The sequence below is a fragment of the Kitasatospora sp. NPDC050543 genome, from assembly GCF_044457565.1.
Taxonomy (GTDB): domain Bacteria; phylum Actinomycetota; class Actinomycetes; order Streptomycetales; family Streptomycetaceae; genus Kitasatospora.
Map to the genome: position 1 here is coordinate 58,837 of NZ_JBITGZ010000004.1, position 24,256 is coordinate 83,092.

The 24,256-nt window shown below is 73.3% G+C and carries 21 protein-coding genes; 9 read left to right on the forward strand and 12 right to left on the reverse strand.

The window, feature by feature from the left end:
• Nucleotides 1–153 precede the first annotated feature (153 nt).
• The 3 genes from ACIBH3_RS06295 to ACIBH3_RS06305 all read right to left on the reverse strand — a co-directional run bounded on the left by ACIBH3_RS06295 (nucleotide 154) and on the right by ACIBH3_RS06305 (nucleotide 5,278).
• Nucleotides 154–315 (reverse strand): hydrophobic protein, encoded by a 162-nt coding sequence (locus ACIBH3_RS06295; protein ID WP_396310730.1) that lies wholly within the window; start codon nucleotides 313–315, stop codon nucleotides 154–156.
• A 143-nt stretch (nucleotides 316–458) separates the two neighbouring features.
• Nucleotides 459–4,013, reverse strand: a complete 3,555-nt coding sequence (gene dnaE, locus ACIBH3_RS06300; RefSeq protein WP_396310731.1) for a DNA polymerase III subunit alpha — start codon at nucleotides 4,011–4,013, stop codon at nucleotides 459–461.
• A gap of 323 nt (nucleotides 4,014–4,336) precedes the next feature.
• Nucleotides 4,337–5,278 (reverse strand): NADP-dependent oxidoreductase, encoded by a 942-nt coding sequence (locus ACIBH3_RS06305; protein WP_396310732.1) that lies wholly within the window; start codon nucleotides 5,276–5,278, stop codon nucleotides 4,337–4,339.
• Nucleotides 5,279–5,681: 403 nt separating this feature from the next.
• Between ACIBH3_RS06305 and ACIBH3_RS06310 the strand changes: the two genes are divergently transcribed.
• Nucleotides 5,682–6,101: a YybH family protein gene (locus ACIBH3_RS06310; RefSeq protein WP_396310733.1), complete on the forward strand. Its 420-nt coding sequence runs from the start codon at nucleotides 5,682–5,684 to the stop codon at nucleotides 6,099–6,101.
• Between the two features lie 139 nt (nucleotides 6,102–6,240).
• On the forward strand, nucleotides 6,241–6,462 hold the full coding sequence (locus ACIBH3_RS06315) for a hypothetical protein (RefSeq protein WP_396310734.1): 222 nt from the start codon (nucleotides 6,241–6,243) through the stop codon (nucleotides 6,460–6,462).
• 95 nt (nucleotides 6,463–6,557) lie between these two features.
• On the opposite strand, the gene ACIBH3_RS06320 is transcribed toward ACIBH3_RS06315, so the two are convergent.
• The 5 genes from ACIBH3_RS06320 to ACIBH3_RS06340 form a co-directional block, all read right to left on the reverse strand.
• Nucleotides 6,558–8,033 carry an MATE family efflux transporter gene (locus ACIBH3_RS06320; protein WP_396310735.1) on the reverse strand — a complete coding sequence of 492 codons (1,476 nt, stop codon included), beginning with the start codon at nucleotides 8,031–8,033 and terminating at the stop codon, nucleotides 6,558–6,560.
• A gap of 52 nt (nucleotides 8,034–8,085) precedes the next feature.
• Nucleotides 8,086–9,114: a cysteine synthase family protein gene (locus ACIBH3_RS06325; protein WP_396310736.1), complete on the reverse strand. Its 1,029-nt coding sequence runs from the start codon at nucleotides 9,112–9,114 to the stop codon at nucleotides 8,086–8,088.
• A gap of 74 nt (nucleotides 9,115–9,188) precedes the next feature.
• The gene (locus ACIBH3_RS06330; protein ID WP_396310737.1) at nucleotides 9,189–10,583 is read right to left on the reverse strand and encodes a Y4yA family PLP-dependent enzyme; all 1,395 of its coding nucleotides are present in this window, start codon (nucleotides 10,581–10,583) and stop codon (nucleotides 9,189–9,191) included.
• Nucleotides 10,574–11,581 carry an ornithine cyclodeaminase family protein gene (locus ACIBH3_RS06335; RefSeq protein ID WP_396310738.1) on the reverse strand — a complete coding sequence of 336 codons (1,008 nt, stop codon included), beginning with the start codon at nucleotides 11,579–11,581 and terminating at the stop codon, nucleotides 10,574–10,576. Before ACIBH3_RS06335 ends, ACIBH3_RS06330 begins: the two co-directional genes overlap by 10 nt.
• Before the next feature lie 46 nt (nucleotides 11,582–11,627).
• The gene (locus tag ACIBH3_RS06340; protein WP_396310739.1) at nucleotides 11,628–12,617 is read right to left on the reverse strand and encodes a TauD/TfdA family dioxygenase; all 990 of its coding nucleotides are present in this window, start codon (nucleotides 12,615–12,617) and stop codon (nucleotides 11,628–11,630) included.
• Nucleotides 12,618–12,987: 370 nt separating this feature from the next.
• Between ACIBH3_RS06340 and ACIBH3_RS06345 the strand changes: the two genes are divergently transcribed.
• From ACIBH3_RS06345 to ACIBH3_RS06360, 4 genes are read left to right on the forward strand one after another with little or no spacing between them, the layout of a single operon-like run.
• Nucleotides 12,988–14,550: an ABC transporter substrate-binding protein gene (locus tag ACIBH3_RS06345; RefSeq protein WP_396310740.1), complete on the forward strand. Its 1,563-nt coding sequence runs from the start codon at nucleotides 12,988–12,990 to the stop codon at nucleotides 14,548–14,550.
• On the forward strand, nucleotides 14,535–15,566 hold the full coding sequence (locus ACIBH3_RS06350; protein WP_396310971.1) for an ABC transporter permease: 1,032 nt from the start codon (nucleotides 14,535–14,537) through the stop codon (nucleotides 15,564–15,566). Before ACIBH3_RS06345 ends, ACIBH3_RS06350 begins: the two co-directional genes overlap by 16 nt.
• On the forward strand, nucleotides 15,563–16,396 hold the full coding sequence (locus tag ACIBH3_RS06355) for an ABC transporter permease subunit (RefSeq protein WP_396310741.1): 834 nt from the start codon (nucleotides 15,563–15,565) through the stop codon (nucleotides 16,394–16,396). The genes ACIBH3_RS06350 and ACIBH3_RS06355 overlap by 4 nt, the downstream gene beginning before the upstream one ends.
• Nucleotides 16,393–17,892, forward strand: a complete 1,500-nt coding sequence (locus ACIBH3_RS06360) for an ABC transporter ATP-binding protein (RefSeq protein WP_396310742.1) — start codon at nucleotides 16,393–16,395, stop codon at nucleotides 17,890–17,892. The genes ACIBH3_RS06355 and ACIBH3_RS06360 overlap by 4 nt, the downstream gene beginning before the upstream one ends.
• Before the next feature lie 39 nt (nucleotides 17,893–17,931).
• Here the strand turns inward: ACIBH3_RS06360 and yidD are convergent, their stop codons facing one another.
• Entirely contained in the window at nucleotides 17,932–18,471 is a 540-nt protein-coding gene (gene yidD, locus ACIBH3_RS06365) for a membrane protein insertion efficiency factor YidD (protein WP_396310743.1), read from the reverse strand.
• 658 nt (nucleotides 18,472–19,129) lie between these two features.
• Here yidD and ACIBH3_RS06370 point away from each other — a divergent pair.
• Nucleotides 19,130–19,393 carry a hypothetical protein gene (locus tag ACIBH3_RS06370; RefSeq protein WP_396310744.1) on the forward strand — a complete coding sequence of 88 codons (264 nt, stop codon included), beginning with the start codon at nucleotides 19,130–19,132 and terminating at the stop codon, nucleotides 19,391–19,393.
• A 161-nt stretch (nucleotides 19,394–19,554) separates the two neighbouring features.
• Here the strand turns inward: ACIBH3_RS06370 and ACIBH3_RS06375 are convergent, their stop codons facing one another.
• From ACIBH3_RS06375 to ACIBH3_RS06385, 3 genes are all read right to left on the reverse strand, one after another.
• On the reverse strand, nucleotides 19,555–20,145 hold the full coding sequence (locus tag ACIBH3_RS06375) for a DinB family protein (RefSeq protein ID WP_396310745.1): 591 nt from the start codon (nucleotides 20,143–20,145) through the stop codon (nucleotides 19,555–19,557).
• A 123-nt stretch (nucleotides 20,146–20,268) separates the two neighbouring features.
• Entirely contained in the window at nucleotides 20,269–21,744 is a 1,476-nt protein-coding gene (locus ACIBH3_RS06380) for an MFS transporter (RefSeq protein WP_396310746.1), read from the reverse strand.
• Between the two features lie 88 nt (nucleotides 21,745–21,832).
• Nucleotides 21,833–22,810, reverse strand: a complete 978-nt coding sequence (locus ACIBH3_RS06385; RefSeq protein WP_396310747.1) for a class I SAM-dependent methyltransferase — start codon at nucleotides 22,808–22,810, stop codon at nucleotides 21,833–21,835.
• Between the two features lie 78 nt (nucleotides 22,811–22,888).
• Here ACIBH3_RS06385 and ACIBH3_RS06390 point away from each other — a divergent pair, with 78 nt between their 5' ends.
• Together ACIBH3_RS06390 and ACIBH3_RS06395 are read left to right on the forward strand one after the other, a co-directional pair.
• Nucleotides 22,889–23,488, forward strand: a complete 600-nt coding sequence (locus ACIBH3_RS06390) for a helix-turn-helix domain-containing protein (RefSeq protein ID WP_396310748.1) — start codon at nucleotides 22,889–22,891, stop codon at nucleotides 23,486–23,488.
• Between the two features lie 181 nt (nucleotides 23,489–23,669).
• The gene (locus tag ACIBH3_RS06395) at nucleotides 23,670–24,071 is read left to right on the forward strand and encodes a cytochrome C oxidase subunit I (RefSeq protein ID WP_396310749.1); all 402 of its coding nucleotides are present in this window, start codon (nucleotides 23,670–23,672) and stop codon (nucleotides 24,069–24,071) included.
• The last annotated feature ends 185 nt before the right edge of the window (nucleotides 24,072–24,256 follow it).

Genomic DNA, 24,256 nt, shown 5'->3' on the forward strand with positions numbered 1-24,256 from the left:
CACACCTGGGCGCGGTACCGACCACCGGTTCGCCGCAATCCGGCGGCGCGCCCTCCCCGCCGCGCGGGCAGTGAGCGGTCGCCGGGCCGGCCGAGGCGTGAGCCCCGGTCAGCCCGGCGACCGGTCACGGTTGTCCGGGGTCCGGGTGGCGCATCACCACCGGTACCACCGCCCTCGCCCACTACCCGAGGCGAAGACGAATCCGAGCAGCCAGAGCACCAGCACGGCCAGTGCGATCCACCACAGCATGTGAACGGCGAAGCCGGCGCCACCCAGGATCAGGGCGAGCAGCAGCACGACGATGATGAGAGCCATGGGGTATCACCTCCATGGCCGCGTCTGCCCACGATGCGGCCGGTCATGCCCGCCGGACGCGCGCCGACCTGGGCCGATGCCGCGCCGCAGGGGGCGCCGCCGCCGCTGCCGCCCCCCACAGCACCGGGCGGCCGCGCCGCCCGCTACGTCGTGCCGGCCCAGGCGTGGGTGCCGAGCAGCGTCTTGATGTCCGAGGCGAGCCCGTTGTCCGGGTTCACCAGGAACCCGAGCTCGTACAGCGTGTTCTTGTCCCAGTTGGTGGTCAGCAGGCGGACGGGCACGTCTCCCGGGTGGGCCTGGAGCGAGCGCCGCAGCTCGGCCACCAGGTCGGGGGTGATCTTGCCGGCGGGGACGACGATCTGCACGGGCGGCTTGGTGCCGAGTTCGGCCGAGGAGACGTCCAGGGTGGTGATCTCCTGGCCGAAGATGCTCAGGGACCCGTCGCGCTCGTTGAGCCGGCCCCTGGCCGAGATGACGTTGTCCTCGATCATCTGGTCGGCCATCAGGTTGTACGTCGCGGGGAAGAACAGCACCTCGACCGAGCCGTCCCGGTCGGCGAGGGTGATGATCGCCCAGGCGTTGCCCGCCTTGTTGATCCGGCGGTCCACCCCGGTGATCAGCCCGGCGAGCCTGACCTCACCCTCGGAGCGGCCCGAACCGAGAAGCTCGGCGATGGAGATGTCGCGGTTGCGGGAGAGGATGTGCTCGGCGCCGTCCAGCGGGTGGCTGGAGACGTACAGCCCGAGCATCTCCCGTTCCAGGCTGAGCAGTTGCTTGCGCGGCCACTCCCGTTCGGTCAGTTCGAAGTCCAGGCCGATCGCCGGGGCGTCCTCGCCGCCGCCCAGCGCGCCGAACAGGTCGTCCTGGCCGATCGCCTGCTGCTTCTTCACCCCGGTCACCGCGTCGATCGCGCTCTCGTGCACCGTGCTCAGCGAGAGGCGGGTGTGCCCGAGCGAGTCGAACGCGCCCGCCTTGATCAGCGAGTCGACGGTGCGCTTGTTGCACACCACCAGCTCGACCTTGTCCAGGAAGTCTGCGAACGAGGCGTACTTGCCCTTCTCGCCCCGGGTCTTCACCAGCGACTCGATGACCGGCACACCGACGTTGCGCACCGCCTTCAGGCCGAAGCGGACGTCGCTGCCGACGGCGGTGAAGTCGACCACGGACTCGTTCACGTCCGGCGAGAGGATCTTGATCCCCATCTGGCGGCACTCCGCCAGATAGACCGCCATCTTGTCCTTGTCGTCCGCCACCGAGGTGAGCAGCGCGGCCATGTACTCGGCCGGGTAGTTGGCCTTGAGGTAGGCGGTCTGGTACGAGACCAGGCCGTAGGCGGCGGAGTGCGACTTGTTGAACGCGTAGCCGGCGAACGGCACCAGGACGTCCCACACGGCCTGGATCGCCTCGTCGGAGTAGCCGCGCTCCTTGCAGCCGGCGTGGAAGGGGACGAACTCCTTCTCCAGGACCTCCTTCTTCTTCTTGCCCATGGCGCGGCGGAGCAGGTCGGCCTGTCCGAGGCTGTAGCCGGCCAGCACCTGCGCGGCTCGCTGCACCTGCTCCTGGTAGACGATCAGACCGTAGGTGGGGCCGAGGACCTCCTTGAGGGGCTCCTCCAGCTCGGGGTGGATCGGGATGATCTCCTGCTGGGCGTTCTTGCGCAGGGCGTAGTTGGTGTGCGAGTTCATGCCCATCGGGCCCGGCCGGTACAGGGCGCTGACGGCCGAGATGTCGGCGAACTCGGTGGGCTTCATCAGCCGCAGCAGGGCGCGCATGGGGCCGCCGTCGAGCTGGAACACGCCCAGGGTGTCTCCCCGGGCCAGCAGCTCGTAGGTGGTGGGGTCGTCGAGGGCGATCTTCTCGATGTCGACCTCGACACCGCGGTTGGCTTTGATGATCTTGATGGCGTGGTCGATGATGCCCAGGTTCCGCAGGCCCAGGAAGTCCATCTTGATCAGGCCCATGGCTTCGCACGACGGGTAGTCGAAGCCGGTGATGATCACGCCGTCCTTGTCCCGCTTGTGCAGCGGGACAAGCTCCAGCAGCGGGGTCGAGGAGAGGATGACCGCGGCGGCGTGCACGCCGGTGCCGCGGATCAGGCCCTCGATGCCCAGGCCGGTGTCGATGATCTTCTTGACGTCGGGCTCGTTGGCGTACAGCGCCCGGATCTCGGTGCCCTCGTTGTAGCGCGGGTGGCTCTCGTTGAACAGGTCGGCCAGCGGGACGCCCTTGCCCATCACGTCCGGGGGCATCGCCTTGGTGATCCGGTCGCCCATCGCGAACGGGTAGCCGAGGATCCGGTTGGCGTCCTTGACCGCGGCCTTCGCCTTGATGGTGCCGAAGGTGTTCACCTGGGCGGTGTAGGCGGCGCCGTACTTGTCGGTGACGTAGCGCACCATCTGGTCGCGCTGGCGGTCGTCGAAGTCGATGTCGACGTCCGGGGGGTTGATGCGCTCGGGGTTGAGGAACCGCTCGAACAGCAGGTCGTGCTCCAGCGGGTCCAGCTCGGTGATCCGGGTCAGGTACGCGACCATCGAACCCGCCGCCGAACCTCGGCCCGGGCCGACCGGGATGCCGTTGTCCCGGGCGTACTGGCAGATGTCGGCGACCACGAGGAAGTAGGCGTCGAACCCCATCGGGGTGATGACGCCCATCTCCAGCTCGATCCGGTCCAGCACCTCCTGGCTCGGGCTGTCGCCGTAGCGCACCTTCAGCCCCGTGGCGATCTTCTTGCGCAGGTACGAGGCCTGGGTCTCGCCCTCGGGCACGTCGAACTGCGGCATCCGGTCGACGTAGGTGAAGACCTCGTCGTACGACTCGATCCGCTCGGCGATCAGCAGGGTGTTGTCGCAGGCCTCAGGCAGCTCGCGGAACAGCTCGCGCATCTCGGCGGCGGTCTTGATGTAGTAGCCGGTGCCCTGGAACTTGAAGCGGTTCGGGTCGTCCTTGTTCTTGCCCACGCCGACGCAGAGCAGGCTGTCGTGCGCGTCCGCCTGGTCGGCGGTCACGTAGTGGGAGTCGTTGGTCGCCAGCAGCGGGATGTTCAGCTGCTTGGCCAGGCGCAGCAGGTCCTGGCGGACGTCCTTCTCGATGGACAGGTCGTGGTCCATCAGCTCCAGGAAGTAGTTCTCCCTGCCGAAGATGTCCTGGTACGCGCCGGCGGCCTTGACGGCCTCCTCGTACTGCCCGAGCCGCAGCCGGGTCTGCACCTCGCCCGAGGGGCAGCCGGTGGTGGCGATGATCCCGGTCGCGTTCGCGGCGATCAGTTCGCGGTCCATCCGGGGCTTCATGTAGTAGCCCTCCATCGACGCGAGCGAGGAGAGCTTGAAGAGGTTGCGCAGACCGGTCGCGTTCTGGGCCCACATGGTCATGTGGGTGTAGCGGCCACCACCGGAGACGTCCTTGCCGCCCTCACCGTCCGCGCTCGCCGGGCGCTGGCCGCCGGGCGACCAGAACACCTGCTTCTTCTCGAAGCGCGAGCCCGGCGCCACGTACGCCTCGATCCCGATGATCGGCTTCACCCCGGTCTTCGCCGCGGCGTGGAAGAACTCGTACGCGCCGAACATGTTGCCGTGGTCGCTCATGGCGATGGCCGGCATGCCCTGCTTCTCCGCCTCCGCGAACAGCTTGCCGTTCTTCGCCGCCCCGTCCAGCATCGAGTACTCGGTGTGGACGTGCAGGTGCGCGAACGTGTCAGACACTGAGGGGGGACTCCTAGCGGATCGGGCGCGTGGTGCGGGTGCGCGGGTACAGCGGCCCGACCCTCGGGTGAGGCTGCTGGGGGTCAAGGTGCTCAACCCTAGCGGGCCGCACCGACGACTCGTGGGGCTTCGGGCGGCTGCCCGGCCGCGAGGGGTGTGCGGGGCGGCCGGGAGACCATTGGGTGCCCGATCGGGAGCGGATCGGACCACGGATGAGCGAGGCCGACCGGACCTGAATGGTCGAACGGTGCTTGCGGCAGCCGAGCCTTCCAGATCGCCGCCCGGCACACGAATCCGGCCCAGCTGCGCGCCGCCCCCGCGCTTCAGTGCGGGGCGGAGGCCACCACGACCTTCCCCCGGATGTGCTTCCCGGCGAAGTCGGCCACCGCCCGCACGGCGTCGTCGAACCGGTAGCGGGCGCCGATCTCGACCCGCAGGCGTCCGTCCGCCGCGCGGCTCGCCAGATCCTCCAGGTCGCCCGGCTCCGGGACGAACGAGCCGATGTAGACACCCGTGACGTCCCGGTCGAACCCGCTCGGACCGAACAGCGGCGACACCAGGCGGCCGCCCGGCCTGGCCGCCCGCGCGGTCGCGGCCAGGCCGTCCCCCCGGTTGATCAGATCGACCACCACGTCGACGCCGCCGGTCACCAGCGCGAGGGTCTGCTGCACCACGTCGGCCGTCCGGTAGTCGATGCTCTCGGCGGCGCCGAGCTCACGGACGTAGTCCGCGTCCTGCGGGGTGGCTGTGGCGATCACCCGGGCACCGGCCGCGCTCGCGAGCTGCACCGCGTACAGGCCGATCCCACCGGTGGCCCCGATCACCAGGACGCTCTGCCCCGCGCCGACGCCGACCGCCCGCAGCAGGCAGACCGCGGTCATACCCGACTCGGGGATGGCCGCGGCGCGCGCCGCGTCCAGGCCGGGCGGCCGCCGCGCCAGCCGGGGGCCGGCCACCGCCACCGTGTACTCGGCCACGGCGCCCGCCTGCCCGGTGAACGCCAGTACCGGATCGCCGGGCGCGTACCCGGTGACGTCGGGGCCCACCTCGACGACCGTCCCGGCGGCGTCCATCCCGATGACGAGCGGGTGCTCGACCGGGTAGAAGTCCTTCATCGCGCCCGTGATCAGCGCCAGATCGAGCGGGTTGAGCGCGGCGGCCTCGACCCGCACCACGACCTCACCCGGCCCGGCGGTCGGGCGGGGCAGATCGGCGAGGGTGATGCCGTCCAGCGGCTGGTACGCGGTGGCGACGAGGGCTCTCAAGGGTGACTCCAGGGGGTGACGTGGCGGACGGGCTTCGCCGGGGGCGGGCGGCACGGCTGTGGCGCGGAGGTGCGTGAACGCCCACCCGTTTCTACGCCCCCGGCCCGGATCGCGCCCGGAGGCTGACCGGACGGGGGACGGCTGCGACACGTACGGGGGCATCACCGCCGTGGAATCGCCGCGACGAGACCGGCGGGGGCGGTCCCGTCACGTCACCCGGTGGGTCATGTCACCCGGGTGACAGCGTCGAGTTCGGCGGCTGAACCGATCCGTCCTCGGAGCCTCCGGTCCTTGCACTGCCGGGAACTTGACATCAAGTCAGCTTCAACTTCTACGGTTGCGTCATCGATCTTCCGACGCATCCGAAACACCCGGACCCCCGAAACACCGACGGAGAGTACTGATGACCAAGCGCCCGGACGTCCTGGACCACACCGCCGACCCGCAGGACCGGGAGGCGATCCTCGAACTCCTCGCGGGAGTGGAGGCCGGCTTCGACCGGAAGGACGCGGCCCTGCTCGGCCGCGGCTTCGCCGCCGACGCGATGGTCGTCGTGCCCGACGGCACGGTGCTCCGGGGCTGGGACGAGCTGAACGCCCACCACTTGAGGCGGCTCGGCGGCCCGGCGCGTGAGTGGCGGATGGTCCTCACCACGCTCGACCTCCGGTTCCTGGGCGCAGACGCCGCGGTCGTGCTGTTCCGGCAGGAGATGACCACCCCTGAACGGCTCTTCGCCAACCACGGGACGGCCACGGTGGTCAGGAGGGACGGGCGGTGGTGGATCGCGGCACTGCAGAACACCAATGTGGTCGTCCGGGACTGACGGGCCGCGCCGGGCACGGTCGCCCGGTCACGCGGTCGCCCGGAGGGGAGGCGACCGGGGGCGCGCACTGCGCCGCCTGCCGCTCCGGGGCGGTGGGGCCGTGGGACGCCGCCCGGCCAGGGGTGACACACTGGCGATCATGACCCCTGATCGTCGCAGCCCCGTGCTGCCCAGCTTCTCCGAGCCCGCCACCGACGCCCCCGTCCCCGCCCCGGGCGGTGGCCGTCGGCCGCTGCCGGTGGAGCAGGGTGCGGACTTCCGCCAGCCGCCCGGTGAGGACGTCCCCGCGCCGCGCAGCACCGTCCGTCGGGAGGTGGCGGCCGGCGGCCTCACCTTCTCCGACCCCGACCGGCAGATCTGACCGAGGACGACCGGGCCGACCGGCCGGGGCACGGCGGCAGACGTCAGGGGGTGGCCCCGCCCGGCAAGGCGCGGGACCACCCCCTTGCCGCGTCGCTACGCGGTCGCCGTCTCGGGCACCGCGTGGCCGGCCGCGGCGGCCCTGGCGCCGAGGGCGTGGCCGTAGCGGCGCAGCAGCAGCACGGCGGTGGTGGCCAGGCCGATGAGCAGGCCGAACCACAGGCCACGGGTGTCGCCGCCGAGCGGGTAGGCGAGGAGCCAGGCGGCCGGCAGGCCGACCAGCCAGTAGCCGACGAGGGTGATGCGCAGGCCGCTGGCGGTGTCGTCCAGGCCGCGCAGGAGGCCGACGCCGATGTTCTGCGCGCAGTCGAAGAACTGCAGGACGGCGACGACGGCGAGCAGGCCGGAGGCGATCTGCAGGGCCTGCTGATCGGCCGGGGTGTCCGGGTCGAAGTAGGGGCTCAGCACGAGGTCGGGCAGCGCCAGGTAGCCGATGCCGACGACGGCCATCACCGCGCCACCGCAGGCGAGGGCGGTGTTCTTGATCCGGCGGGCGGCGTCGTACGCGCCGAGTGCGAGTTCGCGGCTGACGTTGATGGACGCGGCGTGTGAGAGGCCGACGGTGACCTGGAAGACGATGTAGATCAGCTGGTTGACGGCGGTGTGCGCGGCGAGGGCGGCGGGGCCGAAGCTGCCGGCCAGCAGGGCGGTGACGAAGAAGAAGCCGGCCTCCGAGCCGTAGGTGGCGGCGATCGGGGTGCCGAGCCCGAGCAGCTTGCGTACCGTCCCGGCGTCGGCCTTCCAGAAGGCGAGGCTGAGCAGGGGGGCGAGCTGCGGGTCGCGGCGGGCGCTGGCGTGGAGGGCGAGGAAGGAGAACAGGTAGACGCTGCTGGTGGCGACGCCGATGCCGGTGAGGCCGAGCTCGGGGGCGCCCCAGGTGCCGTGGATGAACGCCCAGTTGAGGGCGGCGTTGACGGCGATGGAGGCGATGGTGATCCGCAGCAGGGCCTGCGGGCGGCGCATACCGACGGTGAACTGCCGGATCGCCTGGAACCACAGGCAGGGGATCAGGCCCGGGGCCAGTGCGAGGAGCATGTGCTGGGCGCGGTCGGCGACGGCGGCGTCCTGGCCGAGCAGGGTCGCGGCCTGCCCGATGAGGATCATCAGGATGCCGCCGGCCAGACCGGCGATGGTCGCGACGGCGAGGGCGGCGCGGACCAGGGCCCGGACCTCGGCGCCGGCCTCGGCACCGGCGGTCAGCCCGCCCGGCGCGTCGGGGCCGCCCGGCCCTGCGGTTCCGTCCGGCCCGCCGGCGTCGGCGCGCTCCGCGCGGGCGGCGGCCGCGGCGATCTGGTTGCCGACGGAGGTGGTGAGGCCCACGCCCATGGTGCGCAGCTGGTTGAAGATCACCAGGGCGAGCCCGCCGGCCGCCAGTGCCTCGGTGCTCAGGGCGCCCATCATCACGGTGTCGGTGGTGGTCAGGGCGACCTGGGCGAGCTGGGTGAGGGCGAGCGGGACGGCGAGCGCGGCGAGCGCGCGGCTGTCCCGGGCCAGGGTGGTCAGCTGCTGCATGGTGGTTTCACGGTTCCCTGCTTGTGGGTCACTGCGGTGCGGCGCCCGCGGGTCACGGCCTGCGGAGCTTGCTGAGGGTCTCGTCGATCTCGGCCTCGACGGCGGTGTCGATGAGGTTGCGGGCGTTCATCCAGTCGTCGTTGAAGACGGTGTCCAGGTACTTCTCCCCGCCGTCGTTGACGAAGGCGACCATAACGGCGTCGGGGGCCAGGGTCTGAAGCCTGGCCAGGGCCTCGTGCACGACGCCGCCGGCCGAGCCGCCGATCAGCAGACCGGTACGACGGGCCACGACGCGGGCGGTGGCGAACGCCTCGACGTCGCCGACCTTCACACCCTCGTCGATGAGGTCGAAGTCGACCAGCAGGCCGAGGGTGGCGCCCTCGGGGGTCCCGGTGCCGGACTGGTAGTAGTCGTGGGCCGGCGGGCCGAAGGCGATGGAGCCCTTGGGCTCGACGCCGATGACGGTGACGTCCGGGACGCTCTTCCTGAGCTCCAGTGCGGTGCCGCACAGGCCGCCGCCGGTGCCGACCGCGCCGATGAACACGTCGACCCGGTTGTCGAGGGCCTGGGCGATCTCCCGGCCGACGGGGTAGTAGCCGACGGCGTTGCTGGGGTTGTTGTGCTGCTCGGTGAAGAAGGTGTTGTCCTTGCCCCGCGCCATCTCCTCGGCGAGTTCCTCACGGGCGGCGGTGTTGAGCTCCTCGCCGCCGTTCTCGGCGACGTGGACCAGCTCCGTGCCCATGGCCTTCATGCCGCGCAGCTTGTCGGCGGCGGCGTGGTTGTCGACGACCGCTGTGAAGCGGTAGCCGCGCTCGGCGGCGACGACGGCGAGTCCGAGGCCCGTGTTGCCGGAGGTGGATTCGATGATGTGCCCGCCGGCGCGCAGCTCGCCGCGCTCCTCGGCGTCGAGCACCATCTGACGGGCCATCCGGATCTTCGCGCTGCCGGTGGGGTTGTACATCTCCAGCTTGAGCAGCAGCCGGGCTCCGTTGTCGGCGCGGCACAGCTCGAACAGCGGGGTGTAGCCGATGAGGTCGGATATCCGGGTGACCACCGGGGGGCGGACCAGGGCGTCGGTCATGGGGGGCTCCTTGCGGGGCAGCGGTGGGGCGGTGGGGCGGTGGGGCACAAGGCCGCGGGTGGAGCGGCGGGGGGTCAGCAGGCGGGGCGGTGGTCCAGCCGCCAGCGCAGGCGCCCGTCCTCCTGCTGGAGGACGACCTTGGCCGGCAGCGGGAGGTCATGGAAGGGGGACTCGTTGGAGTCCATCTGGTAGCCCGCCGTGTTGGGGTAGACCAGCAGGTCCCCGGCAAGGGGGCGGACCGGGAAGGCGATCTTGCGCCAGGTCAGCAGGTCGGAGTCCAGACAGCTGGCCCCGCCCACGCAGGCCCGGTACGGCTGCGCGTCGCCGTCGCCGGCCGCCCGGCCCGGCAGCCCGTCGTCCGCGCGGCCGGCGGTGAGCAGGACGGGGTCCGGCAGGTACTCGCTGTTGAACCACTGCTCGGACAGGCTCAGGCTGGTGCCGTCCACCGTGACGATGCCGTACCCGGCACGGTCCTTGACACCCTGTCGGTCCTTGACGCCCTGGACGCGGAAGACCGAGGATCCGGCGCCGTCCAGCAGGGCGCGGCCCGGCTCCAGGAGGAGCGTCACCCCGGCCTCGCGCAGCCGTGCGGCGAGGGGGCCGCCGACCCCGTGCGGGCGGGCGGCGAGGACGGCCCGCAGCGCGTCGGCGCCGGCCACGGGGGAGTGGTACGGGTAGAAGTCACCGGCGGCGAAGGTCTTGCCCGCGTGGTAGTCGGCCGGCCCCTGGGCGGCGAGGAAGGCCTGCCAGTCCCCGGCGCCGGCGTAGTCGACGGCGAAGCCGCCGCCGATGCTGATCCGGTCGGCCGGCAGCCCGAGGTTCCGGGCCTTGACGCAGAGGTCGACCAGCTCGCCCGCCAGGTCGGCGCGCGGCTGCACCGCGTAGCCGGAGAGGTGGAAGCTGAAACCCTCCATCCGGATCCGGTCGCCGGCGTCCGCGCAGCGCAGCAGGGCGGCGTCCAGGTGGGCGTCGTCCAGGCCGAAGCGGCTGTTCGGCTGCGCCGGCGGGTGGCGGCGCAGCAGGATCCGGACCGGCCGGGGGGAGTCGAGGCGCAGGATGCGTTCGAGCTCGTCGGGGGAGTCCACGGCGATCAGCGCGCCCTGCAGGGCGGCGACCCGCAGCAGTTGGCCGGCCTTGGCGGGGCCGGTGACGACGAGGTCCTCACCGCGGACGCCATGGCCGAGCGCCTCGCGCAGCTCGCCGTGACTTGCCACGTCCACGCCCGTGCCGGTGGCCGCGCAGCGTTCGATGAACGCGGCGGCCTTGTTGGCCTTCTTGGCGAAGTACACCCGGCCCTCGACGCCGGCCTCGGTGAGCGCGGCGCGGAAGGCGGCGAGGTTGGCGTCGAAGCGCTCGGGTCGCAGGAAGTGGAACGGGGCGCCGAAGGCGTACGAGAGGTCCTGGAGCAGGCCGCTGCCGAGGATCTCGTCATGCACCGGATCGGGGTGGGCGGGGAGGGTCAGCGCCACAGCGCGACCTCGGTGCCCAGCCCCTGCGCGGCGGCGAGCTGGGCGAAGCGGTGGCCCAGGGCGATGTCGGTGACGACCAGTCCGCTGTTGTAGGCGAAGATCCGCTGGGCCGGGGACGTACGGGCGCTCGCGGCGCCGGAGAGGACGGCGGGCAGCTCCACGTCGACCGCCGGCAGCCTGCCGTCGGCGTCGGCCATGTCGGTCCCGGTGACCTGCATCTGGGCCTCGCTGGTGGCGATCACCCGGTCGGCCCGGTGCAGGGTGGAGGGGGCCAGGCCGTGGCCGACCAGGATCGACACGGCGCCGGGCCGCAGCCAGTGGGCCTCGACGGCGGCGGTGGTGTGCCCGCCGGCGGTCGCGACGACGACGTCGGCGTCGCGCGCGGCCTGCTCCAGGTCGGTGACCAGCTCGACCTCGCGCCCGGGGAAGTACCGGTCGAGCTGCGCGCGGACGGCTGCCGTCCCCTCCGGGTGGGTGCCCGAGAGCATCAGCCGGTCCAGCTGCGGCAGGGTGGTGAGCAGGAACGGCAGTGCCAGCCGCCCCTGGGTGCCGGTGCCGATCACCAGCGCGGTGCCGGCCTCGGGAGAGGCGCACTCGCGGGCCAGCAGGGCGGAGACGGCGGGGGTGCGCAGCGAGCCGATCCGGCCGCAGTCCATCATCGCCACCGGCAGACCGGTGACGTCGTCGTAGATGCTGAGCGTGGTGTAGTAGTGCTGCTGCTCGCGGCTCTCGTGCAGGCCGTGCTTGAAGGAGGTCTTGATGGCGACGACGTTGCGCTCGCCGTCGCGCCCCAGCATCGCGTACGCGACGGAGTGGCCGTCGGTGGGCTTGACGGTGAGTTTGCGCGGGTTGTCCGACCGGCCGTCGGCGAGCGTGCGGTAGGCCTGCTCGACGGTGTCCACGACGTCGGCGAGGGTGATGTCGATGTCGGCGAGGTCGCTGGTGCTCAGGACGCGCAGGGTGCCGTCGTGGGGTATCGCGGGATCCTGGGGTGCCATCGGGGGTGTCCCTTCGGGGGCGGGCGGGTGGGGGCGAGCGTCCGGTTCAGGCGTTCCAGGCTTCGAGGGCGGCCTGGCCGTAGCCGTGCTCGGCGGCCTCGGCGTCGGGGCGGCTGCGGCGGCCGGGCACCCGGACCGAGGCCCGCTTGAGCCAGCGGTCGGTGCCGTCGTACCGGGCCGTGAACGGCACCCGGCCGTGCACCACCAGGTCGTTGTCGACCACCAGTACGTCGCCGGGCTCAAGGCTCACCGCGACCGAGACGCGGGCGAGTTGGTCCTCCAGGCGGCCGTACGCGGCGCGCCAGGCCTCATCCGCCTCGTCGAGCGGGGTGTAGGCGGGGTCGAAGCGCAGCGTGAGGCCGTCCTCGGCGGCGAACAGGGTCGGCACCGGTGCCGGCCTGCCCTCGAACTGCTGGGCGTCCTCGTAGGCGTCGTCGGGGAGGATCGGCACGACCGGGCGGGTCAGCTGGGCGATGTCCTCGTCGGCCAGTTCGGTCCGGCGGATGCTGGCGGCGGTGGTGGCGATGTTGTCCTGGTTGCGCATGCAGCAGAGCAGCAGCAGGTGGGCGCGGCCGGGGTGGAAGGCGTCCTCGGTGTGCGGGGTGAGCAGGACGCTGCTGCTGGCGCCGGTCTGGACGCTCTCGTGTCCGGGCGAGGGGACGATGTTGTGCACGAACCGGCCCTCCTGCTGGCCGTCCCAGGCGATCGGAGTGCCCATCAGACCGGACACGAGCAGCAGCACGACGTCCCAGACGGCGCCGGACCCGCCGGCCGTGGACCAGTGCCCGGGGGTGGCGCCCAGCCGGGTGTCGTCGACCTGGAGCCCGCGCAGGACGAACAGGCCGTCGGCGGTGTCGACCGGGCGCAGCGCCGTGCGCAGCGATTCGCTGAGCTGGGAGCAGGCCAGCGGCAGGTCGGCGAGCAGGGCGGGGCTGGTGGCGGTGCCGTGGAAAGCCAGCAGCTTGGCCGCGGTGGTGGTGAGCTCCTCGATGGAGCCGGCGTCGAGCCGGCGTACCGGGGCAGGGGCGGTGGGCACGGGGCACCTTCCGTTGCGGGTGGGCAGGACGCAGCGCGGGCTCGCGGCGGACGCGGCCCGGGAACAGGCGAGGACGGGGGTGAGGCCGGCCCGGTGCGGCTCTGACTGCCGGGCGACGACCGAAACGTAGCAACCACAAATCGGTAAGGCAAGGCTTACCTGAGGTGGCCGCCCGTGTCCGTATCGATATCTTCCGGGAGTGTGCACGAACGGCCGCCCGCTAGCCGCAATTCCCTGCCGTCAGAGCAAATTGACTGTGCGTCGGCCGACACTGCCACCGGCCCCGGATGTCGCGAGAAGCTTGCAATGACCATCATTTTTAGGATAGGCAACCCTAAGCAACTTCTGCTCCACCGGAAAGAGGAACGACGTGAGCGTCACCAGACGACAGCTGCTGTGGGCCGGTGCCGGGATCGGGGCGGCCGGTGCGCTCGCGGCCTGCAGCAGCGGCAAGGACGGCGGCTCCAAGGACGCCGCAGGCACCGCCGCCGCGGGCCGGCAGCCGCGCGCCGGCGGCACGTTGAAGGTCGGCGCGCTCGGCAAGGCGTCCGCCGTCACCCGCGACCCGCACGGCTCCCAGGCCAATGAGAGCGACTACCTCGTCATCAGCCTGCTCCACGACACCCTCACCGCACCCGGCGAGAAGACCAACACGGCCCCCCGCCTCGCCGCCAGCTGGAAGCCGTCCGAGGACCTGAAGACCTGGCGCTTCACACTCGCCGACGGCGCGAAGTTCCACGACGGCACGCCCGTCACCGCCGACGACGTGGTCTGGTCGCTCAAGCGACTGCGCGCCACCCCCGCCGGCGCCTCCCGCCTGCCGGGCATCCAGCCCGAGGGCATCACCGCCGAGGACGCCAGGACCGTCGTCCTCGTCTCCGACTACGCCAACGCCGAACTGCCCCTGCTCACCCGCCTGACCACCTTCGTCCTGAAGAAGGACACCAAGGACGACGCGGTCGGCTCGGCCCCCGGCACCGGACCCTTCAAGCTCGACTGGTTCCGCGACGGCAACGCCCGGCTGGTCCGCAACGACGACTGGCACGGCGGCAAGGTGCTGCTCGACGCCATCGAGGTACGGATCTTCGAGAGCCCCCAGGCGATGGCCAACGCCCTGCTCGCCGGCCAGATCGACGTCGCCTCCAACGTCGGCGCCGTCGCCGCCCGCACCGCCGAGGCCCGCAAGGACATCCAGATCCTGCGCCGCCCCAACGACATGGCGATGCCCATCGTGATGCGCACCGCCGACGGCCCCTTCGCCGACCCCAAGGTCCGCGAGGCACTGCGCCTGGCCGTGGACCGCGATGCCATGGTCAAGCAGGTCCTGTCCGGCTACGGGAGCGTCGGCAACGACATCCTCGGCACCGGCGACCCCGCCTTCGCCAAGGACATCCCGCAGCGCCGCCGCGACCTCGACAGGGCCAAGCAACTGCTCGCCGAGGCCGGATTCGACACCGCCAAGACCTACGACCTCGTCACCAGCGAGGACATCTCCGGCCTCGCCGAGTCGGCCACCCTCTTCGCCACCCAGGTACGCGAGGCCGGGGTGAAGATCAACGTGGTCAAGCAGGACTCCAAGGTCTTCTGGGACGCCACCTGGCTCAAGGCCCCGCTCTACACCACGTACTGGGGCACCAACGACTCCGTCGTCTTCCTCGCCTCCAAGACCATGGTCTCCGAGGCCGGCATGAACGAGACCGCCTGGAAGGAACCCGCCTTCGACGAGGCCTACCGCAAGGCGATCGGCGCCGCCGACACCGCCGGACGCGCCAAGGCCCTGCACCAGCTCCAGGAGATCGAGCAGGTCAGGTCCGGCTACCTCCTGTGGGGCATGGCCGACGGCATCGACCTCGCCGGCTCCGCAGTGCGCAGCCTGCCCACCCTGCCCGGGTACGGGCGCGTCCAGCTCGAGAAGACCTGGCTGGCCCGTTGACCCCGGCTCAGCGCGCCGCGGTGGCCGGCGCACCGCCGGCCGCCACCGGCCCGGCCCGCCTCCTTCGGGGGCCGGGCCGGGCCGGCCGGCTCGCGCTCAGGCGCCTGGGCATGCTCGTCCTGCTACTGGCAACCGTCTTCGCCGCGATCGAGCTGCTGCCCGGCGACGCCGCGAACACCACCTCCGAACGCGGCGAGAGCGCCGCCGACATGGCCGCCCGCCGCACCGCGCTCGGCCTGGACCGGCCGCTCGCCGAACGGTTCTGGGACTGGATGACCGGCCTGCCCACCGGCGACCTCGGCACCACCGCGCACGGACAGCCCGTCACCACCGTGCTGGCCGGCCCGTTCCCCAACACCCTGCTGCTCGGCACCCTCGCCCTCGTCGTCAGCATCACCGGCGCGCTCGCCCTCGGCTGCTGGGCCACCCTGCGCCCGGGCGGGCGCACCGACCGGACGATCGCCACGCTCTGCACCGCCGCCTTCGCGCTGCCCGAGTTCGTCATCTCCGTCGCGCTGCTCCTGGTGCTCTCACTCTGGACCGGCTGGCTGCCCGCCGTCACCCTCACCGGCCCCGACGGCGCCCCCGCCTCCTGGGACATGCTCGTCCTGCCGCTGCTCGCCCTGGCCATCCCGCAGATCGGCTGGAACACCCGGATCGTGCGCGGCGCCCTCGCCGACCAGGCCGCCCTGCCGCACGTCCAGGCCGCGATCCTGGACGGCCTGCCACGCCGGCGCATCCTCAGCCACCACATGCTGCCCGGCGCACTGCCCGCCATCGCGGTGGGCACCGCCACCTCGGCCGGCATGCTGCTCGGCGGCGCCGTCGTCGTCGAGACCCTCTTCAACTACCCCGGCATCGGCGCCGTGCTCTCCGGCGCCATCTCCGACCGCGACACCCCGCTCGTGGCCGGCGTCGTGGCCGCCGGCGGAGCCGCGATCAGCGCGCTCCTGCTCCTGGCCGACCTCGTACGCGAGCACGCCCTGGGAGAGCACACCCTGGGAGAGCGCACATGACCGTCAAGACCCTCCGGCCACGCCGCCGCCGCACCCGCGCCCTCACCCGGGTGCTGCCCGCCCTGCTCCTGCTGGTCCTGGCCCTCGCCGGGCCGCTGCTGGCCCCGCACGCCATCGACCAGCCGCTCACCTTCCCGTACGCCGGCGCCGACGACACCGCGCTCCTCGGCGGCGACCTGCTCGGTCGAGACGTCCTCAGCCGCCTGCTGTCCGGCGGCGCGCCCCTGATCGCCACCGCGCTCGGCATCGCCCTGGCGGTCACCACGGCCGCCACCGCGATCGGCATCCTCGCCGCGCTGCGCCCACGCCTGGGCCGCTGGGTCGAACGCACCGCCGACCTGGTGATCCTGCTGCCGGCCGTCCTCGGCATCATGCTCGTCGCGCTTGCCTGGCCCGCCGGGGGCCGCCTGGCCGTCGGCGCCGCGGCCACCGTCCTCGGCATCCCCTACGCCGTGCGGATCGTCGCCGCCGCAGCCGCGCCGATCGCCGCGACCGGCTACGTCGAGACGGCCGCCGCGGGAGGCGAACGCCTCTGGTACCTGATGGCCCGCGAGGTGCTGCCCAACCTCCGCGCCACCCTGCTCGCGCTGTTCGGACTGCGCTTCGTGGAGGGCGTCTACATCGTCTCCATCGCCGCCTTCCTCCAGCTCGGCCCCCAGCCGCCCGAGGCCGACTGGGCCCTGATGATCCGCGAGAACGCGCCCGGCATCATGCTCGACCCGTGGGCCGTCGGCGCCCCCTGCCTCGCCATCGGCCTGCTCGCCGTCAGCGTCAACCTCGCGGCCGAAGCCCTCGCACCTGCCCGGCCCACCCCGGAGAGCGCACTGTGACCCCCACCGACCCCACCGCCCGGGTCACCGGACTCTCCATCGCCCTGACCAGCGGCACACCGCTGCTCGCCGACGCCTCGCTCACCCTGACCCCGGGCCGGATCCAGGCCGTCACCGGGCCCTCCGGCGCCGGCAAGACCACCCTGCTCCGGGCTATCGCCGGCGCCCTGCCACCGGACGCCGCCGTCACCGGCGGCACCGTCCACGTCCTCGGCCGTGAGCTCCTCGGCCACGGCGCACCCGCCCTCGCGGCCGGCGAGCTGCGCGAACTGCGCCGCCGCCACCTGGCCTACCTCGGCCAGGACCCGGGCTCCGGCCTCAACCCCCGGATGCGGGTCGACCGCCTGATCACCGAGACGGCCACCGACCGCTCCCGCGCCGCGCTGCGCGAGCTGCTCGCCCAGGTCCGCCTCCCCACCGAAGAGGCGATCGAACGCCGCCGCCCCACCGCGCTCTCCGGCGGCCAGCAGCGCCGGGTGGCGCTCGCCCGGGCCCTCGCCCGCCGCCCGGACGTGCTGCTGCTCGACGAGCCCACCGCCGGCCTCGACCCCGCCCTGCGCACCGAGATCGCCGACCTGCTACGCGAACTCGCCGACCGGCACGGCCTCGCCATCGCGCTCTCCAGCCACGACCCGGACCTCGTCGAGCGCTGCGCCGACGACACACTGGTCCTGCACCCGGCCGCCGCCTCCGAGCCGGTCGGCGCCCCGGCGCTCACCGCGTCCGGCGCGCTGGTCGCGCACCCGCGCACGCGTCCGCGGCCCGGTCCGCCACCCGCTCGGCCGGCCGGCGCCGCGCTGAGCGCACGCGGTGTCAGCGCCCGGGTCGGCGGCGGGCGTGAGCGGCGCGAGGTGCTCACCGACCTCGACCTCGACCTGCACCCCGGCGGCTGCACCGGCATCATCGGCCCCTCCGGCTCCGGCAAGACCACCCTGGTCCGCGTCCTGGCCGGCCTGCACCCCGCCACCACCGGCACCCTGACCCTCGACGGCACCCCCCTCGCGGACTCGCACCGCCGCCGCACCCGCGACCAGCGCCGCCGTATCCAGCTCGTCCCGCAGAACCCGCTGGGCGCGCTCAACCCCGCCCGTACGGTCGGCGCCACTCTCACCCGACCGCTACGGCTGCACTTCGCCACCCCGCGCAGCCGGGTCGCCGACCGGGTCGCCGAACTCCTGGCCGCCGTCGACCTGCCGGCCGACTTCGCCGCGCGCTACCCCCACGAGCTCTCCGGCGGGCAGCGCCAGCGCGTCTCCATCGCCCGCGCGCTGGCGGCCGAACCCGACGTGCTGCTCTGCGACGAGGTCACCTCGGCCCTCGACGCCGGGACGGCCGCCGGCATCATGACCCTGTTGGCGGGCCTGCGGGCCGACCGGGGCCTGGCGATCGCACTCATCAGCCACGACCTCCCCCTGGTCACCGACCACACGGACGACCTGATCACCCTCGACCACGGCCGCGCCGCCGACCCGGCCGTGACCGTGCCGGCGCCCTAGCCGCCCGGCGCCGGCGGCGTACGCCGGCCCGGCCGGCGCTCAGCGCCCCGGCACCGGATCGGATCCGCCGCCGGTGCCCGGGCGGCAGCGCAGCAGGCGACCCGCCGTCAGCCGGGCACCGCGCAGCGCGCCGTGGCGGTGCAGCGCCTGGACCGCGTAGGTCGAGCAGGACGGCGTGTACGGGCAGCAGGCGCGCCGGGTGGGGCTGATCCGCGAGCGGTAGTAGTGCACCGCCCCGTACATCCCCGCCGCGACGGCGCCCTGCGGTGGAGGCGCCGCCGGGTCCGCCACCCGGCCGGTGCGCCGGCCGGAGAGGGCGCCGGCGGCCGACTTCAGCGCGGACGCCAGCATGACCGGGATCAGCGCGATCATGCAGGGATCGGCCAGCTCGCCCAGGCACTCGCACCCGTCGCAGCAGTCGTTGTCGCGCTTCTTGTTCCGCCGCCGGTGCTCCTGCCAGGCGTGCTGCTGCCGCTTGCGACGCCGGCGCTCCTGCTCGGGCAGCCACCACCAGGCCCGCCCGGGCCACTTCGGCGGACCGGCCTGCTGCGGCACACCGTACGGGTCGTAGTGGGACACGGCTGTCGGCCTCCCGGGTCGGTTCGTCGATCACTGCGGCAGCCGCCCAAGGTACGGCATGCGCCCTGCTGCCTCGGACGACGAGACACCGCGCGCGGTTCCCCGGCCGTGCCGCGCGCCGGGCCCCGGGCCCGCTCGGGACACCCGGTGGCCGCCGGAGGCGAGGCCGCCACCCGGGAGACGGTCGAGGCGGTGGCGAACGGCCTCCATCGGGTCCACGCGGGCCGGAACTCGCGGGCCTGCTGCAAGGCCTGTGGGAGGGGAGCCCACGCCCCCGCCGGGCCCGCCGCCCTACCCGGGCCTCGAACGGCTGCCGGCGATCCTCTGCTCCGAGAGCCCCGACCCGCGTGACCCGCAGCGCCACCACGCCATCGAGGAGGCCCGCTTCGTGCCGGCCGGGAACGTCGGACGGTACTGGGCATGGCTCGGCGAGGTGTGCGTCACCCCGCCCGTGATCCCGCCCCCGAGAGCAGCTGAGCATCCGCCCTGGCCAGGAGGGGAGGCCCGGCCGCACGCCTGCCTCGTACTGCTGAGCCCGCCCGCGGCTCCGTGGAGCCGCGGGCGGCGGGTGCCGCGCCGGACCGGACCGGGCGGCAGGGCCGTGACCCGGGGCGCCGACCCCGGTACGGTCGGAGCAGCGAACGAGGGAGGGGTGGCGATGACCGCGACGGTGGAGCCCGGGGCGCTGCGCGTGCCGCGCAGCATCAACGGCATCGAGGCGGCGCTGACGCCCGATCAGCGGGCGGCCTTCCACGCCGAACTCGGGCCGGTGAAGGATCCGGTCGACCGGGAGACCGTGATCGCGGTGTGGTGGCTGAGGGCGATGAGCGCCGCGTACGGCGCCGACCGCCCGGCCTTCCGTCGGGCGGTCGCACCGGTGCTGGCGGCCGGCCGGGCCCGGCTGCTCGACGGCGCCGCCTGAGCAGCCCGGCGCGCCGCTGTTCAGCGTGCTGGGGCGGAGGAGAGCGCTGCCGGGGCTGGAGCGGGAGGCGCTGATGACGGGCCGGGAGATGGTTCAGGAGACCTGCGCGGCGGCCCCGCCTCCAAGGGGGGCGACCGCCACCGGCGCAGGCCGCCTCGCTCCTACGCGCCCTGGTCGGCCTCCCGCGCTGCGCGCTCCAGTCGGCGGCGGTGGTTCTCCCACCATGACGGGTCGCCGGGCGCCAGGTCGTCACTCTCCTCCCGCAGGCCCGCCGTCCCGTCGATGAGCTCCCGGACGATATCGGCATGTCCGGCATGCCGGTCGGTCTCGGCGATCATGTGGACGAGCGTCCGGTGCAGCGTCACCTCGCTCCGCTTCCCCCAGGGCACCCGGCCGACCGCGTCCAGCGGCAGTGCGGCGATCGTCGCGTCCGAGTGGGCCCACACCTCGCGGTACAGCCCCACGATCTGCTCACGCGTCTCGCCGGGCACCGCCCACAGGTCCGAGTTGGGCTCGGCGTCGCCGGCGATCCAGAGCGGCGGTGCGTCGAACGGCCGCCCGAAGGCGTCGCCGAAGTACACCGCCTCGGCGCTGGTCACGTGCTTGACCAGCCCCAGCAGGTTGGTGCCGGTCGGGGTCATGGGCCGGCGGATGTCGTACTCCGACAACCCTTCGAGCTTCCACAACAGGGCGTCGCGGGCATCCTGCAGGTAGACGCGCAGGTCTGACTTGGGGTCTGTGTCGGTGGCCATGGAGCCAGTCTGCCGCTGACGCGATCCCTGTCCACCGCATTTCGCCCTTCGCCAACGGCCCGGGCAGCCACCCCCGGCAGCCACCCCGGGCAGGCCACGTCGTGCAGTCCGCGTGCCGCGGCCTCACACGCTCGGACAGCTGGCCTGCTCACGCATCGAGGTGCGTCGCGAGGTAGCGCGGCGGCCTGCCACCGTGATCGCGAGCGCGAGGACGATCAGCGCCGCCGCGACCGCGAAGGTGGTCCGCATGCCGGTGGCCACGGCGTCGGGACCGGCCACGGTGATGTCGGTCGTCGCCGACGCGAGTGCGAACACCGCGCCCATCACGGACGCACCGGTGACGAGCCCGAGATTGCGGGACAGGTTGAGCATCCCGGAGATTACGCCCCGCTGGTCCGGGCTGACATCGGTCATGACGGCGGTGTTGTTGGCCGTCTGGAACACCGCGTACCCGGCGGTGACCACGACGATGGGTGCGATGTAGCCGGCGATTCCGAGCGCCGGGGAGATCACGGACAAGGCCGAGCAGCCGGCCGCCATCGCGACGAGCCCGGCAACCGTCATCCGTGCTGCGCCGAAGCGGTCCGCGACCCGGCCGGCCGGCACCCCGGTCAACGCGGCGACCAGCGGACCGGCCGACAGGACGAGTCCGACGAGAGCCTCGCCGAGCCCGAGCGCGCGGGAGAGATAGAACGGCCCGACGACCAGCGTCGCCATCATCACCGTCGAGACGAGCGCGCTCGTGGCGAGGCTCGCACCGAGCGCCGGAGCGCGGAACATCGCGGGCCGGATCAGCGGCGACGCCGCTCCCGCCTCCGCGCGCACGAACAGGCCGACCCCCAGGGCAGCGGCCACCAGCAGAGCGATGTTGAGCCCCCCGAAGCTGCCGCGCCCCAGCGTCATGGCGAGCGCGTAGGCCCCGAGCGTCAGGGCCAGCAGCAGAGTCCCCAGCCGGTCGAACCCGGCCCGGCCGCCGCCGGGCGCCCGCCGGTCGGCGGGCAGGTGGCGGTGCGCGAGCAGCAGGGCCAGGATGCCCAGCGGCGCGTTGACGAGGAAGATCGCCCGCCAGCTCAGCCCGGAGATCAGCACGCCGCCCAGCGACGGACCGAGAGCCGTCCCGATCGCGGACATCGTCCCGAGCAGCCCCATCGCGCTGCCGGTCCTCGCCTTCGGCACCGTCTCGCCGACGAACGCCATGGTGAGGGCCATCATGACGGCCGCTCCGATCCCCTGCACGGCCCGGGCGGCGATCAGCAGCCAGAGCGTGGGCGCGACGCCGCACAGGGCCGAGGCCACCGTGAACAGCAGGATGCCGGCCAGCAGCAGCCGCCGGCGGCCGATGAGGTCACCCAGCCGTCCGACGCTGACGATCAGGGTGGTGATGGCCAGGAGGTAGGCGAGGACGATCCACTGGACCTGCTGGAAGGAGGCGCCGAACGCCTCGGCCAGCGTCGGCAGAGCGACGTTGGCGATGCTGGTGCCGAGCGAGGACAGCAGCATCGACAGCGAGAGCGCGGCGAGCACCCACCGAACCGCGGGTGCCCCCTCCGTACCTCTGTCGACCACGGCTTCCTCGCGCGCTGGACTGATCGGCTTCAACGTGAACTCCGTTCGCTGGTGACTCCCCGAGCCCCGTCGGGTGACGGCGGGGCAGAGCGGGCGGTGCCGAACCCCGTGTCCGGCAGGGTCACCGAGCCGGGCGTACGCCCGTGTGGACCGTGGTGGCGGAGAGGAGGAAGGCGTCGGGCCGCCGCAGGATGCCCTCGGCGGCTTCGGGATCGAGCAGCACGTCGAGGGTCGCGACGTCCTCCGGAGCCAGGGACTCGCTCATCGCCTCCCGCAACCGGGTCAGATGGCCGTGAAGGAAGGCGCGGGCCGTCCCGCCCAGCGGTGCGGGCAGGTCGAGGAGGGAGGTGAAGCTGCCGACGCCGGTGAGGCCGGCGCGGCCGAGCATCGCGGGCCAGTCCTCCACCACGGAGGTACTGCCGGGCAGCTCGGTGCGCATGATCTCGAACCAGTGCTCATGGACGGCGTCGAGCCGGGCCTGGAGGCCGGGCCTGCCGATGCCGATGTCGCGCGGCAGGAAGCGCATCGGCAGCCCGCCCTCCGCCACGGCGAGCACCCCGCCGGGCCTCAGCACGCCGGCGAGCGCGTCCAACGTGTCCTGCTGGTCACCGAGGTGGTGCACGGCCTTGCTGCTCCAGACCAGATCCGCCGTGCCGAGGCCGCCACCCTCCCCGTGCCGGTCTCCGCCGTCCAGGCCCTCGGGCAGCTCCGCGTGCCGGACGGCCACCCGGCCGCCGAGGCCGAGCCGCTCGGCGCGGGCCAGGGCACGCTCCAGCAGTCCGGGTGTGCCGTCCACGGCGACGGCCTCGGCGTCCGGGAAGGCCTCGGCGAACACGCAGGTCATCACGCCGGGGCCGCTGCCGATGTCGAGGATGCGCCGGACTGCGTGCTCCCTGCCCAGCAGGTCGCTCAGCTGCGCTGCGATCCGGCGCAGGACCGGGAGCTGCAGTTCGCCGTTGTTCTCCAGCAGGGAGGCCATGACCTCCCAGTCGATGTCGGTGTGGTGCTGTCCGTGTCCGTCGCCATGTCCGTGCCCCTGTCCGTGCCCGCGCGTGGCTGCGGGTCGGTGTCCGTGTCCGGAATCGCTGTGTGCGCTCATGCCGAGGAGCGTGCACCTGCCCGGCGCGGGGCGGCAACTTCTGTTGCCAATCCTGGGACAGCGCGGTGGAATGCCCGTATGGACACGCCACCGCCCCTCCAGCCACCGCCCCTCCAGGCGGTCCTCGACGAAGTCGCCCCCCGGCTCAGACGGCTGCGCGCCAAGCACGGTCTCACCCTGGCCGCGCTCGCCGAGACGACGGGCATCTCCAAGAGCACGCTGTCCCGGCTGGAGTCCGGACAGCGCCGCCCTAGCCTGGAACTGCTGCTACCGCTCGCCGGCGCGTACCGCGTGCCCCTGGACGACCTGGTCGGCGCCCCCGAAGTGGGCGATCCCCGGGTGCGGCTGGCGCCCCGCACCCTGCCGAACGGCGGCACGGTCATCCCCCTGACCCGGAGCCCGGGCCCGCTCCAGGCCTACAAGATGATCATCGCCGACCGCGGCGCGGAGCCGGAGCTGCGTACGCACGAGGGCTACGAGTGGCTCTACGTGCTGGACGGCCGGCTGCGGATCGTCCTCGCGGAGCACGACCTGGTCCTCGGCGCAGGCGAGGCCGCCGAGTTCGACACCCGGCTGCCGCACTGGTTCAGCAGCGCGGACGGCCGGCCCGTCGAGATCCTCAGTCTGTTCGGGAGGCAGGGCGAGCGCATCCATGTCCGCGCGAAGTCCCGTACCTGACGGCCTGCGCCGGCCGGTGGGGCGCAGCGCGCCGCGTGGATCACGGGGTGCGTCACTGGTAGTAGTGCAGTGGCGACGCTGCGGCGCAGGTGCCGACGCCGGGCCGGGTGCTGCTGTTCGGCCCGGTGCGGGGCGTCGTCGTCGATGGGCTTCCGACGGGCTACGGGGCAAGGAGTGGTCAATGGGCGGCGGACGGCCGACGCGTGGCGGGAAGGGCGCTCGACGGGGCCCGGGCAGCGGAGCGGACGGCACCGAGGAGTGCCGCACGGGCGTCTCGCAGCTGGAGAGCTACCTCGTGTGGCAGTCCGAGGTCGCCTCCGCGGAGCGGGACGCGGTGCGCTTCAGCGGGCAGTTCGGCTGGTTGCCGGGGGCGCAGCGTGAAGAGCTCGAACGGGCCTACGTCGCCGACCGGTTGGAGTACGCCGAAGGGGTCGTCGACCGGGCCGCGCGGCGCTGCCGCCAGATGGGGGAGTACTACCGCCGCCGGTGCTGGCAGATCTGCGCGCGCTGGGCCTCTCTCTGCATGGCGGCGGTCGCGGCGACGGCCCTCCTGGCGGTGCTGCCCGTGGTGCTCCGGGGGTAGCCGGGGCGGAGCCGGAGTGCGGAGCGGGGTGGGGGGGGGGGGCGGGCCCCCCCCCCCCCCCCCCCGGGGGGGGGGCCCCGGGGGGGGGGGGGGCCCCGCCCCCCCGCCCCGCCCCCCCGGGGGGGGGGGGGGGGGGGGGGGGGGGGGGGGGGGGGGGGGGGGGGGGGGGGGGGGGGGGGGGGGGG